Source organism: Chelatococcus daeguensis (genome assembly GCF_001887265.1).
Classification (GTDB): Bacteria; Pseudomonadota; Alphaproteobacteria; order Rhizobiales; family Beijerinckiaceae; genus Chelatococcus_A; species Chelatococcus_A sambhunathii.
In genome coordinates this window covers 3437076-3451369 of sequence record NZ_CP018095.1, presented here as the reverse complement: position 1 = coordinate 3451369, position 14294 = coordinate 3437076, and the positions used below count along the sequence as shown (strand labels likewise).

At 68.1% G+C, this 14294-nt stretch carries 12 protein-coding genes; 1 reads left to right on the top strand and 11 read right to left on the bottom strand.

All coding sequences use genetic code 11. The annotated features are described in order from the left end of the window. Positions 1-42 precede the first annotated feature (42 nt). From BOQ54_RS16365 to BOQ54_RS16345, 5 genes are all read right to left on the bottom strand, one after another. Positions 43-1629 (bottom strand): peptide ABC transporter substrate-binding protein, encoded by a 1587-nt coding sequence (locus BOQ54_RS16365; protein ID WP_245316248.1) that lies wholly within the window; start codon positions 1627-1629, stop codon positions 43-45. A 176-nt stretch (positions 1630-1805) separates the two neighbouring features. Then, the gene (locus BOQ54_RS16360; RefSeq protein ID WP_055460150.1) at positions 1806-3047 is read right to left on the bottom strand and encodes an MFS transporter; all 1242 of its coding nucleotides are present in this window, start codon (positions 3045-3047) and stop codon (positions 1806-1808) included. 416 nt (positions 3048-3463) lie between these two features. Next, positions 3464-4114, bottom strand: coding sequence for a dihydrofolate reductase family protein (locus BOQ54_RS16355; RefSeq protein WP_071924299.1), 651 nt, complete (start codon positions 4112-4114; stop codon positions 3464-3466). A 67-nt stretch (positions 4115-4181) separates the two neighbouring features. Then, positions 4182-4853, bottom strand: coding sequence for a dihydrofolate reductase family protein (locus BOQ54_RS16350; RefSeq protein ID WP_071924298.1), 672 nt, complete (start codon positions 4851-4853; stop codon positions 4182-4184). Positions 4854-4924: 71 nt separating this feature from the next. Further along, positions 4925-6076, bottom strand: coding sequence for a DJ-1/PfpI family protein (locus BOQ54_RS16345; protein WP_071924297.1), 1152 nt, complete (start codon positions 6074-6076; stop codon positions 4925-4927). Positions 6077-6176: 100 nt separating this feature from the next. On the opposite strand from BOQ54_RS16345, the gene BOQ54_RS16340 reads away from it, so the two are divergent. After that, a complete protein-coding gene (locus tag BOQ54_RS16340; RefSeq protein WP_071924296.1) occupies positions 6177-7148 on the top strand; it encodes a GlxA family transcriptional regulator in 972 nt (323 codons plus the stop codon). 107 nt (positions 7149-7255) lie between these two features. On the opposite strand, the gene BOQ54_RS16335 is transcribed toward BOQ54_RS16340, so the two are convergent. Genes BOQ54_RS16335 through BOQ54_RS16310 form a run of 6 tightly spaced genes read right to left on the bottom strand, consistent with a single transcriptional unit; the run spans position 7256 to position 14284 of the window. Then, positions 7256-8230, bottom strand: coding sequence for a type II secretion system F family protein (locus tag BOQ54_RS16335; protein ID WP_245280586.1), 975 nt, complete (start codon positions 8228-8230; stop codon positions 7256-7258). 16 nt (positions 8231-8246) lie between these two features. After that, positions 8247-9251, bottom strand: coding sequence for a type II secretion system F family protein (locus BOQ54_RS16330; protein ID WP_071924547.1), 1005 nt, complete (start codon positions 9249-9251; stop codon positions 8247-8249). A gap of 19 nt (positions 9252-9270) precedes the next feature. After that, positions 9271-10737, bottom strand: coding sequence for a CpaF family protein (locus tag BOQ54_RS16325; protein ID WP_071924295.1), 1467 nt, complete (start codon positions 10735-10737; stop codon positions 9271-9273). A 25-nt stretch (positions 10738-10762) separates the two neighbouring features. Beyond that, entirely contained in the window at positions 10763-12022 is a 1260-nt protein-coding gene (locus BOQ54_RS16320) for an AAA family ATPase (RefSeq protein ID WP_055460155.1), read from the bottom strand. Then, entirely contained in the window at positions 12022-12744 is a 723-nt protein-coding gene (locus BOQ54_RS16315) for a CpaD family pilus assembly protein (RefSeq protein ID WP_055460156.1), read from the bottom strand. Before BOQ54_RS16315 ends, BOQ54_RS16320 begins: the two co-directional genes overlap by 1 nt. 31 nt (positions 12745-12775) lie before the next feature. Then, positions 12776-14284 carry a type II and III secretion system protein family protein gene (locus BOQ54_RS16310; RefSeq protein ID WP_082464866.1) on the bottom strand — a complete coding sequence of 503 codons (1509 nt, stop codon included), beginning with the start codon at positions 14282-14284 and terminating at the stop codon, positions 12776-12778. Positions 14285-14294 lie beyond the last annotated feature (10 nt).

The following is a 14294-nucleotide window of genomic DNA, read 5'->3' as shown; positions in this document are numbered from 1 at the left end:
TCCGCAGCGAACGGCGGCCCCGGCGGGGCCGCCCGGGATTCATCAACGCTCGATGCTGATGTAGCGGCTGCGATGCACGTTGCGCACATTATCGGCCCAGCCCTTCACCTTGTCGGAGACGAGGTGGAGCGACGTGCGGTTGAGGATGGGGATGAGACCCATCTCGGCGAGCAGGATGGCCTCGGCCTCGGCCATGATCTTCGCCCGCTCCGCGGGATCGAGCGTCGCGTCGGAGGTCTTCACGAGCTCGTCGAACTTCGCGTTGCTGAACTGCGAATAGTTGCCGACGGCATTGCCGGTGACGCCGAGATAGAGGAAATTCTGCGCATCGGCATAGTCGCCGACCCAGCCGGCGCGCGCGACATCGAAGTCGCCCCTGTTCTGCAGATGGGCGTAATGCGTCTTGATGTCGGTGTTGAGTAGCGTGACCTCGGCGCCGAACACCTGCTTCCACATGTCGGCGATGGCGGTCGCCACCTTCTTGTGCGCGTCGTTGGTGTTGTAGCGGATCTCGATCTTGAGCGGCTTGCCGCCCGGGCCGTAGCCGGCCTCCTCGATCAGCTTCTTGGCCTCGTCCTCGCGGTCGAGCTGCGACAGCGCGGCGAATTCGGCCTCGGCCGGCGTGTAGCCGTTGATGCCCGGCGGCACGAGGCTGTAGGCGGGCACGGCGGCCCCGCTCCAGATCTTGTCGGCGAGGAAGTCGCGGTCGATGGCCATGGCGAGGGCGCGGCGCACGCGCGGGTCGCTGAACGGCTCCTTCTTGTTGTTGATGGCGTAATATTCGATGGCGAGATAGGGCGAGGTCCTCACCTGGCCGCCCAGCTTCTCCTTGAGGAAGGGCAGCTGGTCGATGGGGAACTGGTAGTTGGTGTCGAGCTCGCCGGCCATGAAGCGGCGCACCGCGGCGGCGTTGTCCTCGGTCGGGTAGAACATGACCACGTCGACCTTGACATTGGCCGCATCCCAGTAGTGCGGGTTCTTGACCACCTTGATGTGGTCGCCCGGCACGTTCTCGGCGAGGCTGTAGGCGCCGTTGGAGACGAAGTTGCCCGGCCGCACGAAGTCCTTGCCGAATTTCTCGACGCTCGCCTGATGCATCGGCAGCGCCGTCTGGTGCGTGAGCAATTCGAGGAAATAGGGCGTCGGCCGCTCGAGCGCGATCTCGAGCGTCAGGTCGTCGACGGCCTTCACGCCGAGTTCCTCGGGTTTGATCTCGCCCTTGTTGATCTTCTCGGCGTTCCTGATGGGGTAGTGCAGCGAAGCGTATTTCGCCGCCGTCTGCGGATCCATGATGCGGCGGAAGGAGAAGACGAAGTCGGAGGCCTTGACGGGATCGCCGTTCGACCACTTGCCGTCGGCGCGCAGCTTGAAGGTGTAGACCGTCCCATCCTGCGACATGGTCCAGCTCTTGGCCGCGCCGGGGACTACCTTGCCGGCCGCGTCATAGGCGACAAGACCCTCAAGCAGATCCCACAGGATATTGGCCTCGACGTCGATCGAGGTCTGGTGCGCGTCGAGCGTCTTCGGGTCGCCGGCATTGCCGCGGTGATAGACGGTCTCGGCCTGCGCCAGGGTCGTGAGCGCGAACAGCGCAGCGACGGCGCAGAGGAACGGTCGAATACGGCTCACAACTGCCTCCCGCTTCTGGATTGCGCCGGCATTTGAATTAAAGTTGAGCGAGTCCAAGTCTTTCCGGCGCGTCGACTTTGCCGGGCGAAGGAAAGCACTCGCCTTTCACGCCGTCAATCACACTCGCGGACGCGAAGTGCATGGGGCGGTACCGAAATAGCAGCCGGAGCAGGCGCTCAGTTAGGTACGGCGCGTGGGCCGCCGTCGGGATCGGTGGCCTCGGGCTCCTGCGAGATGGGGGCAGTCGTCGGGTCGAGGATGTCGAAAGGCCGCTCGGCGCGCACGGCCGGGGGCGGTCGCGAGGCGATGCGTATCCGGGCCACGGCAGCGAGCAGGAGAGCGACCGATGCCATGAAATACAGGAGGCCGTCGATATCGAGCCGCGCCATCACGCCCGAGCCGATCATCGGGCCGAGGGCCGAGCCGAAGCCGCTGACGAGCACCAGCCGGCCGCTGACCGCCACCACGCGGTCGGCGGGCATGCGGTCGAGCGCGTGGGCGACGCTGACCGGATAGAGGGTCGACATGAAGCCGCCAAGCAGCGCCGCGACCGGCAGGACCGCGGCCGGGTTGGGCGGTAGCACCGCGAGCAGCAGGGCCGAAACCGCAAAGCCCACCGCAAGGCCGGCGAGGACCAGGCGGCGGTCATTGCGGTCGGACAGGCGTCCCACGGGCACCTGCAGCGCAAGCCCGCCGAGCACGGCCACCAGCATGAAGACGGCGATGGTGTCCTGCGTGATGCCGTCGCGCAGCATCCAGGCCGGCACCAGGGCATAGAAGGCGCTGGTGATCATGCCGCCGATGACGCAGCCCGTTACGGCAACCGGCGCCTGGCGGGTGAGATCGCCGTAGGGCAGCGTCGCCTCCGGCATGATCCCGGGCGCTTCCGCCCGCGTTAGCGTGACCATGACGAGCGCGAGGGCGAAGAGCACGATGATGACGTAGAACGGGGCGGCGGACTGGATCGTCAATTGCCCGATCAGCAGCTGCCCGATGGCGAGGGCCGTGAAGGTGCCGACCATGTAGACCGAGAAGACGCGGCCGCGCTGGCTCGCCTCCGCCTTGGCGTTGAGCCAGCTCTCGGTGGTGATGAAGAGGCCGACGCAGCCGAGGCCGATGGCGGCCCGGCAGGCGATCCAGACGGTGGGCGAGACGGCGAGTGGCATGGCGGCCGTCGCGGCCACGACCATGCCGGCGAAGGCCGCATAGGCGCGGATGTGGCCGATGCGCCGGATCAGCCGTCCCGACCAGACGGCGCCGGCGGTGAAGCCGATGAAATAGGCGCTGAGGACGACGCCGGTGTTTGTCGGGCCGAAATCCTCCATGGTCAGGCGCAGCGAGAGGAAGGTATTGAAGAAGCCGTTGGCCAGTTGAACAAGGCTCGTCGCAGCAATGAGCGTTCCGATCTGCACGAGCATCGGCCGGCCTCCTCGGTCTGGTCGTGGTGGAAGATCCCTACGGGCGAAAAGTGGAGTGAATGCGTCCCTGAAACCGCTGCTCCGCCATCGGGTTCCGAAACCGCCGCATTCAGTTGCCCGGAGACGTCAGAGCGCAACCGCCGCATGCGGGGGACGCACACAGCCCGCACCGGCGACGCGGGTCCGCCCTGTGGCGGGCGTAGTTCGCCAGCCGGTGCGTGGCCCAGGCATCGGTGCGCCGAAGCCACTGGAGCCTCATGAACCGTCCGCAGCGGCGTACCGCGACCTCGGGCGCGGCACCGACGCCCTCGCCGGCGGCCACCATGTGGCAAATGCCGTTGAAGTGCGACGCTGCGGCACGGGACCGCGATGCTCGCACGGCTAATCCGTTGGCGAGATTGGGTTCACGGTGCGCTTCACGTATCTTTCCGCGTGAAGGTCATGTGCGTCACGCCGCTGGGCGAGGAAGTGGCTTCGATCTGGTAATCGCTCTCGAGGCCCTCCAGTCCGTCCCAGAGACGTACGCCCCGGCCGAGCAGGATCGGGACCACCGCGATATGCGCATGGTCGACGAGCCGCGCGGCCAGGAAGTCTCGAACGACGATCGATCCGCCGCCGATGCGCACGTCCCTGCCGCTGGCCGCCTCGCGGGCGAGCTTCAGCGCTTCGGCCGGCGGGGCATCGATGAAATGGAAGGTCGTGCCGCCTCCGATCGCGATCGACGGGCGCCGGTGGTGGGTGAGGACGAAGACCGGCGTATGAAACGGCGGGTTCGACCCCCACCAGCCCGTCCACTCCGGGTTCTCCTGCCAGCCGGGAGGGCCGAACTTCCCGGCACCCATGATCTCGGCGCCGATGCCGGGATAGAACTGCCGCGCGAAGGCATCGTCGACGCCGCCGGTGCCGCCGGGCGGCAGGCCGAACATCTCGCGGCCCCACCGGGTGGCGAACATCCATTGGTGCAGCCGCTCGCCGGCGTGGCCGAACGGCTCGTCACGGCTCAGGCCCTCGCCGGTGCCGAAACCATCGAGCGAGACGGAGAAGTTCTGAACGCGGGCAAGCGACATGGCTGGTGCTCCTCTTCGTCGGGTGCCCGGCGCCTCGGCGAGGCCGTTTCGCCGCCACCGCCCGGGCTCACGATGCGCGGGCTTCGTCCGCCAGCTTCCTGCGCCGCGCCAGTTCCGCGTCGGACGGCGCGTCGGCGACGAACGATCCCGGTTTCACCTCCCCCGCCGGCCGGTACGTGTTGATCACCACGCCGGTCGATGAGGTCGTCGTGTCGGCGAGCGCGAGCGCCCGCGCCGGGAGGCGGTCCTCGAACAGGCGCTTTCCGCGCCCCAGGATAAGCGGAAAGATCCAGACGCGGTATTCGTCGATCAGCCCGGCGGTTGTCAGCGTCTGCAACAGATCGCTGCTGCCCCAGGTCTGGATGTCCGGGCCGTCGCCCGATTTCAGCCGCGGGATCTCGGCTGCCACGTCGCCGCCGATGCGGATGGAACCGGCCCAGTCGAGATGGTCGAGGCTGCGCGTGGCGACGTATTTGGTCGCCGCGTTGAAACGGTTGGCGATCGGGTTGTCACCGGCGTGCGGCCAGTAGGCGGCGAAGATCTCGTATGTCCGGCGCCCCAGAAGAAGGTCGAAGGGCTCGGCTATGCTGTCGATGATGCGCTTGTTCATCATGTCGTCCCAATAGGGCACGAGCCATCCGCCAAGAGCGAAGCCGCCCGTGGTATCCTCTTCCGGGCCCCCCGGAGCCTGCATGACGCCGTCGAGTGACACATAGGCGGTTGCGATGATCCTTCTCATGTCGGTTGCTCCTGCTGGTGTTCACTGCCGGACCCGCGAGGCGGAGGCCGTGGGGGAGCCGCGTGTTCGGCCTAACGGCCTGCCGTCATGCGGGGGTATTCGAGCTGCATGGCGACCACGTCGGCGGTGGCGCCTCCGTAGCGCGCGGCGATCGCGTCGAGCGTCCGGTCGAGCGCATGGGCCGGCCGCTCGGCCGGCAGGGGCAGGATGCGCCGGGTTTCCGGCCAGTCATCGGCAAGGCTTTCCGGGATGAGCCGAAGGCCGCTGCGGGTCTCGATCGCATCCGCCGAAGCGGCGAAGCTCGTGACGTGCGACCGGTAGGTGCGCGACCAGGCATCGGCCATCAGCGCCAGCGACACCTCGTCCACGCCCGGCTCGAGGCGGAGGCCGAACTCGTCCCGGTTCCAGAAGGCGATCCTGTTCGCGAGCACGGTCACCGCGAAGGGGCGCGTGAGCCTGAACGCGCCGCTCGCGTGCCGGGCATCCCAAGCCCCGATGCCGAGGTTGCGGGCCACTGCCTCTGCCTTGGTCCGGCCAGCGATCGCCTCGATCAGCGTCAGCATCATCGGCATGGAGGCGCTGATGCCCGTGGTGGTCGTGACGGCCTCATCGCTCACCATGCGCCGGTCGGCGACATGGGTGGTCGTCGGGCTCCATCGCAGCATTTCGCGCAGATAATACCAGTGGGTCGTCGCGCGCCTGCCATCGAGCAGGCCGGCAGCAGCGACGACCTTGGCACCGGCGCAGATGCCGATGATCCGCGCCTTCTTGGCCGCTTGGGACGTAAGCCAGGCGAGCACGGCCGGGTCGTCGTCGCGGCTCATGGCGGGCACGATGACATAGTCCGCCCCTTCGGGATGCGCGGCGTCGAATTGCGCGAGCGTCGCATCGGGGACGACCCGGAGGGCCGGATAGAGCGTCACCGGCCCCGGGCCGGTTGCGAGCATCATCACATCGGCAACACCGGCGCGCCGCAGGATTCCCGAGGGCACCAGATAGTCGGTCGTCTCCGTGGCGTTGTTGAGGGCGATGACGGCGATGAGCGGACGCGCGCGTTTCGCGGGTTTCAGTGCAGCGAGCATGGCCTCCGCCTCCTCCCGTGGGACCGGCGGCGCCGCGACAGCTGCCGGTGCTGCCGGCAGGCTGAGGATCCAGCCTCCGAAACCTGCGAGGCAGAGGATGAGGACCACCATAACGCCTGACAAGAGGTGGACCTTCGACATACGCAGCTGCTCCGGCATCGAGCGCCTCCCAGCGCTTCCCGAGCAACACTAGATGTCGTCCGTTCTGGCAAGAATGACAAATAACCGCTAATTTCTGCCAATGCATCACGTGGCCTTCGTGGTCTATCCCGGTTTCGAACTGCTCGATCCCTCGGGGCCGGCATCCGTGTTCACCGGCGCCAATCGTGCTCTCGGTCAGAACGGGAGGTCCGCGTTCTACCGAGTCACGCTGCTGTCGGCCGCAGGCGGGGCCGTGGAGAGCAGCAGCGGGGTCGCGGTCGAGACGCGGTCCATTACCGATGTGCGCCCTGGGGACGTCCAGACCGTGCTGGTCGTCGGCGCGGAACGGGAGCACCTCCTGCCGGCGGTGGCGGACCCGGTGTTGCGGGCCGCTCTGCCGCCACTCGTCCGGCAGGCCGAGCGCTTCGGCTCCGTCTGCACCGGCGGCTTCGTGCTGGCGGCGCTCGGTCTCTTCGACGGCCATCGCGTCGCGACCCACTGGGATGCATGCCGACGGTTTGCCGACGCCTTTTCGAAGGTCGCGGTGGATTCGGACGCGCTCTATGTCGTCGACGGGCGGCTCTGGACCTCGGCCGGGGTGACGACCGGCATCGACATGGCGCTGGCGATGATCGCGCACGACCTCGACGCAACGATCGCCGGCGAGGTCGCGAAGCGGCTCATCCTCTATGCCCGCCGCCCCGGCTACCAGTCCCAGTTCAGCCCCGTCCTCAAGGCGCAGGTCAAGGGCGACAGCCCGTTCGCGGACCTCATCGGATGGATTCAGGCCAACCTCGATGCTCCGCTCGATGTGCCATCGCTCGCCGCCCGCGCTGGCATGACCGAGCGCACCTTCCACCGCCGGTTCGTGGCCGCGACGGGCGAGACGCCCGCCCGTTTCGTGGAGACCGCGCGGCTCGATGCGGCGCGCATGCTGTTGTCGCGGGGGCTCTCACTGAAAGCGGTCGCGGCGCAGGTCGGCCTCTTTCCGCCCGCGCGGCTCACGGAAGCCTTCGAGCGCCGGTTCGGTGTCGCGCCGCGACTCTTTCGCGCCATGCATGCCGTGCTGTAAGGCTCGCAGGTGGCAGGCCGGCTTTGTGCCGGCGCAGCTGCGCGCGATCCTTCGAGCACGCGACCAGGCACGGAGTGATGGCTGCCTTCCTCCGGCGGGCCGATCCGTCACTTCCAGCCGAAGACCTGGATAAGGGCCGGGGTGATGATGACGACGAAGAGCACCGGCAGGAAGAAGAGGATCATCGGCACGGTGAGCTTGGGCGGCAAGGCCGCCGCCTTCTTCTCGGCCTCGTTCATGCGCTGGTCGCGGCTCTCCTGCGCGAGTACGCGCAGGGCTTGGCCGAGCGAGGTGCCGTAGCGCTCGGCCTGGATGAGCGCGGTCGCGACGTTCTTGACGATGTCGAGGCCCGTGCGGGTGCCGAGATTCTCGAAGGCGGCGCGCCGGTCCGGCAGGTAGGAGAGTTCCGCCGTGGCAAGCGTCAGCTCCTCGGCGAGCGGCACGGACTGGGGACCGATCTCCTGGGCCACCTTGCGGAAGGCCTGCTCGATCGACATGCCGGATTCGACGCAGATCAGCAGCAGGTCGAGTGCGTCCGGCCAAGCCCGGCGGATCGAAGTCTGCCGCTTCTGGATGGCGTTGGAGACGAAGAGCTCCGGCAGCTTGATGCCGGCATAGGCGGCGAAGATGACGATGCCGAGCCGGATGGCGAGCGGCTGATGCAGCTTGAGGAGCACGAAGACGTAGAAGGCCGTGACGAGGCACAGGCCGATGGGCAGCACCATGCGGAAGAACAAGAAGGCAATTTCCGCCTGCTGGCCGCGGTAGCCGGCCATTGTCAGGCGTGCCCGGGCCGTGTCGGTGCCGAGCCAGTGGCCGAGGTTGAACCGGTCGACCACCTGCTTCATGTAGGCCTTGGGCTGCTGGCGCAGGGAAGCGCGCTGCTGGCCCATCATGCGCTCGCGCTCGCGGGCGCGGATCTTGTCCCGTTCCAGTGCCACCGCCTTCATGCGCTTGTCGAGCGCGTTGCGCTCGACAAGCGGCAGGGCGAGCGTCAGCACCGTACCGGCGGCGGCGATGGCCGCAAGGAGCGCCAGCATGAACTGACTGTCGAGCAGCCGGTCGGTGAGGGCCTCGACGATCGCCACCCGTGCCTCCTCAGAAGTCGAAGTCGATCATGTTGCGCATCACGATGATCCCGACCAGCATCCAGCCGCCCGAGACGGCGAGGGCGATCTTGCCCGTGTCCTTGAGCCACAGAAGTTCGATGTAGCTGGGGCTCGTGATGTAGACGAGGATGGCGACGACGAAGGGCAGCGAGGCGATGATGCCGGCGGAGGCCTTGGCTTCCATGCTCATCGCCTGGATCTTGCCCTTCATCTTCTTGCGCTCGCGCAGAACGCGCGAGAGGTTGCCGAGCGCCTCCGACAGGTTCCCGCCCGCCTTCTGCTGGATGGCGATGACGATGGCGAAGAAATTCGCTTCGGGAATGGGCATGCGCTCGGGCAGTCGCGCGCAGGCGTCCGTCACGGAGAGGCCGAGCGCCTGCGCCTCGACGATGGCGCGGAACTCGGAGCGCACCGGCTCGGCCGCCTCCGAGGCGATGATCTTCAGGCAGTCGCCGAGTGGCAGGCCGGCGCGCACGCCGCGCACCACGACGTCGAGGGCGTTCGGCAGTTCCTCGACGAAGCGTTTCATCCGCTTGCCGCGCAGGTGGGCGAGCAGCCAGCGCGGCAGGCCGAGGGCGCCGACGAAGAGGCCGGCGAGTGCCATGGCGGGCCGATGCGTCATGAGGAAGAGGAGGAGCGCCGTGGCAAGGCCGAGCCCGGCGCTGACGAGAAAGAAGCGCGGCTTCGTCCAGGCAAGGCCGGCCTGGGTGATGCGCATCTCGAGGGAGAGCCTGTTGCGCCGCTTCTCGCGGGCCTCGATCTCCTTGAGGCTCTGCGCCACCTGTTCGCGCTTGCTGGCGGTGGCCGCGTTGAGCCGCTCGGCGGCGCGCTGGGCGGAGGTGCCGACGAGCGCCTTCTGCCGTGCCTCGGCCCGCTTCTCGCCCGACAGCCAGGGATAGACGAGGACGTAGGCGACGCCGCCGACCGCCACCGTCACCAGCGCCGCGACGGCGAGGTTCGCGGGGGCGAAGGAACCGAAGAGGGTCAGCAGCATCTCGTCCATGGTGCGGCCTTCACGCGATGGCTTCGCCGCCCGTGCGCTCCATGGCATCGAGCGCGGCGGCAAGGCGCTGGTCCTCGCCGAAATAGCGCGCCCGCTCCCAGAAGCGCGGCCGTCCGATGCCCGTCGACCGGTGCTGGCCGAGGAGGCGCCCGTTCGCGTCCTCGCCGGTGATGTCGTAAGTCATGATGTCCTGTGTGATGATCACATCACCCTCCATACCCATGATCTCGGTGATGTGGGTGATGCGGCGCGAGCCGTCGCGCAGGCGCGCGGCCTGGATGATGACGTCGACCGAGGCGCAGATCATCTCGCGGATGGTGCGCGAGGGCAAAGCGAAGCCGCCCATGGTGATCATGGATTCGAGGCGCGACAGCGCCTCGCGTGGCGAATTGGCATGGAGCGTGCCCATGGAGCCGTCGTGGCCAGTGTTCATGGCCTGCAGTAGGTCGAAGGCTTCCGCGCCGCGCACCTCGCCGACGATGATGCGCTCGGGGCGCATGCGCAGGCAGTTGCGCACGAGGTCACGCATCGTCACCTGGCCCTGGCCCTCGAGGTTGGGAGGGCGCGTCTCCAGGCGCACCACATGCGGCTGCTGCAGTTGCAGCTCGGCCGCATCCTCGCAGGTTATGATGCGCTCGTCGTGGTCGATGTAGCGGGTGAGGCAGTTGAGCAGGGTCGTCTTGCCCGAACCCGTGCCGCCCGAGATGATGGTGTTGCAGCGGACGCGGCCGATTATGCGCAGCACCTCGGCGCCCTCCTGCGAGACGGAGCCGTAGGTCACCAACTGGTCGAGCGTCAGCTTGTCCTTCTTGAACTTGCGGATGGTGAGCGCTGGCCCGTCGATGGCGAGCGGCGGCACGATGACGTTGACGCGCGAGCCATCCGGCAGGCGCGCGTCGCAGATGGGGGACGCCTCGTCCACGCGCCGGCCGACCTGACTGACGATGCGCTGGCAGATGTTCATCAGTTGCTGGTTGTCACGGAAGCGCACGTTGGAGCGCTGGATCTTGCCGGCGACCTCGATGTAGGTGTGGCCCGCGCCATTGACCATAATGTCGGCAATGTCGTCACGGGCGAGCAGCGGCTCGAGCGGGCCGTAACCGAGCACGTCGTTGCAGATGTCGTCGAGCAGTTCCTCCTGCTCGGCGATCGACATGACGACGTTCTTGAGGGCGATGATTTCGGTGACGATGTCGCGAATCTCGTCGTGCGCCGTCTCTGTGTCGAGCTTGACGAGCTGCGACAGATCGATCGCTTCGATGAGGGCGCCGAAGATCATGCTCTTCGTCTGGTAATATTCCTCCGAGTGGCGCTTTTCCGGCCGCGGCGGCTCGGGCTGCGGGGTCGATGGCGCCGGCGCGGCGCGTGGCGGCGGATCGACCCGCGCCGGCGCGGCGGCCGGAGTGGGCCGCGCCGGCTGGAAGGCCGGTGCCGCCCCGCCGAGGGGGCCGTTCTGGCTCGTCCGCTTGCCGAACATGTCGCGTCCCGTTTCTGTGCCGCCGCTATGATTTGCGCCGGGCGAGCCGGGCGATGATAGGCGTCAGGAAGGCACTAGCCCGCCCCCGCCGCTGCTCGGCCCGCCCGGTGATGGCTGCGGCGAGCTCGTCGAAGACGGCGGGCACCTTGCCGGAGGGCTGCACCTCCGACAGCATCTGCCCGCCGTTTGCCGCCGTTCCGAAAAGCTGCGCATCGAAGGGAATGGTGGCGGCGAGCTCGGCGTCGAACGCCTTCAGGAAGTCGGCAGCCGTGATCTCCGGCCGCTTGGGCACGCCGACACGGTTGAGCACGAGGCGCGGCTTGCGGTCGTTCGGGCGCGTCTGACGCAGGAGGTCGGCGAGATTCTTGGCGTTGCGCAGGTTGGCGAGGTCCGGTTCGACGACGATGACGATCTCGTCGGCGGCGATCAGCACCCGGCGCAGCCAGGCCGTCCAGACGTGCGGCATGTCGAGGACGATGGCCGGGATCGAGGCGCGCAACACGTCGAGAAGCTGGTCGAAGGCGCTTTCGTTGAGGTCACAGGTGCGGTCGAGCACGGCCGGGGCGGCCAGCAGGCTGAGATTGTCGCTGCAGCGCGACAGCAGGCGGTCGACGAGATTGGCGTCGACCCGGTCCGGCGAGAACACGGCCTCGGCGATGCCCTGCGGCGGGTCCTGGTTGAAGTCGAGGCCGGCGGTGCCGAAGGCGATGTCGAGATCGGCGATGACGGTGGCCAGATGCGCCGACCGGGCGATGGACCAGCCGAGGTTGTGCGCCACGGTGGAGGCGCCGACGCCGCCTTTGGCGCCGATGACCGCGATGGTGCGTCCCAGCGGCTCGGCCCCGGGCGTCGCGAACAGATCCGAAATGGCGGCGATTGTGTCGACGACGGAGAGCGGGGCGATGAGATAGTCGCTGACGCCGCGGCGCACTAGCTCGCGATAGAGCTGAACGTCGTTGACATGGCCGACGACGAGCACCCGGGTGCCGACGTCACAGACCTCCGACAGACTGTCGAGATGGGTGAGGATCGCCTCGCGGTCGCTGTTCGTCTCGAGGATGATGACGTTGGGCGTAGGGGCGTGGCGGAAGGCCTCGACCGCCGCCGAGGCGCCGCCCATGGCGAGCTTGGTTTGGGCGCGGGCGAGGCGCCGGTCGGCAGCGACGATCTCCATTACCGCGGCGACGGCCGGCGTCTCGCAGAAGGCCTCGATGGTGACGCGCGGCACCGGCGCGATCAGGCGCTCTCCGGTCTCGTTGCGCGCAGGGTCATGGGCGCTCGCCATCAGTTGCCTCCGGCCGCGTCGCTGATCTGGGTGGCGTCGATGGTGTATTTCGTCGAGGGATCCTGCCCCTGGCGCAGCTTCTCGTTGGCGTTGAGCCGCTTGACAGTGTCGACACGCCCCTCGGGCCGCGACCGGGCAAGGTCGAGCGGATCGGCGACCTGCGCCGCGAAATTGGCCTGGTAGGCGCAGCCGAGATTCCAGTAGGGCCGATTCTTCCAGCCGTCGACGCTGCTGCCGCTGGCGAGGTCCTCAGGCCACTCGCCGCACTTGCTGTCGACGCGGGCGCCCAGCTTGGCATAGCTCAGACGGATGGGCGCCGCGAGCATCGGCTCGGTCGGATTGTAGCGCGCCACGGTCAGGGCGGAGGCCGGTACGCCAGCCTCGGAAAAGACCTGCCGAACCGCCTGCAGCGCCCCGTGGAGGGCGCGTTCCTGTCCGGTGCCGGCCGGCATGTAGGCGGTGACTAGGCTCTTGCCGTGGCGGCGGTATTCGGCCGCGTAGGCGAGGATATCGGCGCGCTGGCGGGCATCGATGCCGCGGGCCGATGTCACGAAGACGTCCAGTGTCTCCGGCGCGTCGACAAGGGTGATCGGGTGACGCTCGCGGAAGTCGGCCGGATAGGTCGCGTTGGTCACGTAGCGGTCGGCTCCGCAGGCGGCGAAGGGCAGGGCGAGGAGCGCCGCGGCAAGACGAGGGAGGGCTGTGGAGCGGGTGCGGGGCATGGCGGCGTCTCCGCGCGAGTGGCTGGTCCCGTCAGTCATTGATGAAACCGAAGATACCGCGCGCCACGGCGGGCTGCGGAGCGTTGCTGCCCTTGCCGTAAACGCGGTTGAGGCGTCCGAGGAAGACCGTCTGCGGATCCATGGCGTCGGCAAAGCCGGCGTCAGGCCGGGTAACGGCATTGGCGCTCATGGGCTTGGCGATATAGGGCGTGACGGCAATCATCAGCTCGCTCTCGTCGCGCTGGTAGTCGCGCGAGCGGAAGAGCGTGCCGAGGATCGGGATGTTGAGCAGGCCCGGGAAGCCGTTGATGGCCTGGCGCGACTTCTGCTGGATGAGGCCGGCCGTGACGAGCGTGCCGCCGGAAGGCAGTTCGACCGTGGTCTCCGACCGGCGCACGGTGAAGCCGGGGATGATGAGGGTGTTGCTGCGGTAAGTGTTCTGGTTGTCGATCTCCGACACCTCGGTCGCGACGCGCAGGCTCATGCGTGCTTCCGACTGCACGACCGGCGTGAAGGTGAGGGCGACGCCGAACTTCTTGAAGGTCACCGTCGTCGTGCAGTTGCTGCCGTTCGGACCCTGGCAGTCGTAGCCGGTCGGGATCGGCACCTCGCCGCCGACGAGAAAGGTCGCCGTTTCGCCCGAAACGGCGGTGAGCGTCGGCTCGGCGAGGGTGCGGGCGACGCCGGCCTGCTCGAGGGCGCGCAAGGTCGCGGAATTGCCGCCGCCGCTGACGCCGATACTGCTCGCCGGCGATTCATTGCCGAGACCGAAGGCGTTGGTGACGGCCCCGGTCAATGTCATGTCGCCGAGCCGCCATTCACCGGTCGTGTCGATGCCGAGCTGCTTGACGACGTTGCGCTTGATCTCCGCCACGGTGACGCGGAGCATGACCTGATCCTTGCCCCGGATCGTGAGCGCGTTGATGACTCGGCTCGGGGAGCCGCCCGCTCCTTGGCCGCCACTTCCATTGGCGCCGCCGGTGTCGCCGAGGAAGGCACCGGCGATATCGCTCGCTTGCTGGGCCTCGCCCGCATTGGCGACGGAGCCGACGAGGAGCACGGATTCGCCCGCCGGCTTCACCTCGATCTGGGCATGCGGCATGGCCGTGCGCAAGGTCTGACGCAGGATGTTGAGGTCCCGGCCCACTGTGATCTCGAAGGCCGCGATCTGCCGGCCGGCGGCGTCCATGACAAAGATGGAGGTGGCGCCGTCGGCGACGCCGATGAGGAAGACCTTGCGCGTCGAGCGCACCACGGCATTGGCGATCTTGGGGTCGGCGACAAAGACCTCCTTGGCGTCGCGCGGCAGATCGACCACGATCGAACGGCCGATGGAGAGGTCGATGCGGCGGGCGATGGCATGCTCGTCGCCGCCAACAGCGAGCGTGGGGGCGGCCATCGTTCCCTGCGGGGAAGCCGCCGCCGGCAGGGCGAGTGCCGCGGCGGCGAGGCCGGCGAGCAGGAGAAGCCGCAGGCTCCTCCGCTCGGCGGTTCCGGTGGCTTGCGGCCCGGGCGCCGCCGGCTGTGCTGTCTTGTGCATCGGGGCTGCC

Excerpts from the sequence above, each read along its gene's own strand:
- BOQ54_RS16320 (WP_055460155.1), bottom strand. The coding sequence starts at position 12,022 with ATGGCGAGCGCCCATGACCCTGCGCGCAACGAGACCGGAGAGCGCCTG.
- BOQ54_RS16350 (WP_071924298.1), bottom strand. The coding sequence starts at position 4,853 with ATGAGAAGGATCATCGCAACCGCCTATGTGTCACTCGACGGCGTCATG.
- BOQ54_RS16360 (WP_055460150.1), bottom strand. The coding sequence starts at position 3,047 with ATGCTCGTGCAGATCGGAACGCTCATTGCTGCGACGAGCCTTGTTCAA.
- BOQ54_RS16340 (WP_071924296.1), top strand. The coding sequence starts at position 6,177 with ATGCATCACGTGGCCTTCGTGGTCTATCCCGGTTTCGAACTGCTCGAT.
- BOQ54_RS16325 (WP_071924295.1), bottom strand. The coding sequence starts at position 10,737 with ATGTTCGGCAAGCGGACGAGCCAGAACGGCCCCCTCGGCGGGGCGGCA.
- BOQ54_RS16330 (WP_071924547.1), bottom strand. The coding sequence starts at position 9,251 with ATGCTGCTGACCCTCTTCGGTTCCTTCGCCCCCGCGAACCTCGCCGTC.
- BOQ54_RS16310 (WP_082464866.1), bottom strand. The coding sequence starts at position 14,284 with ATGCACAAGACAGCACAGCCGGCGGCGCCCGGGCCGCAAGCCACCGGA.
- BOQ54_RS16355 (WP_071924299.1), bottom strand. The coding sequence starts at position 4,114 with ATGTCGCTTGCCCGCGTTCAGAACTTCTCCGTCTCGCTCGATGGTTTC.
- BOQ54_RS16315 (WP_055460156.1), bottom strand. The coding sequence starts at position 12,744 with ATGCCCCGCACCCGCTCCACAGCCCTCCCTCGTCTTGCCGCGGCGCTC.
- BOQ54_RS16345 (WP_071924297.1), bottom strand. The coding sequence starts at position 6,076 with ATGTCGAAGGTCCACCTCTTGTCAGGCGTTATGGTGGTCCTCATCCTC.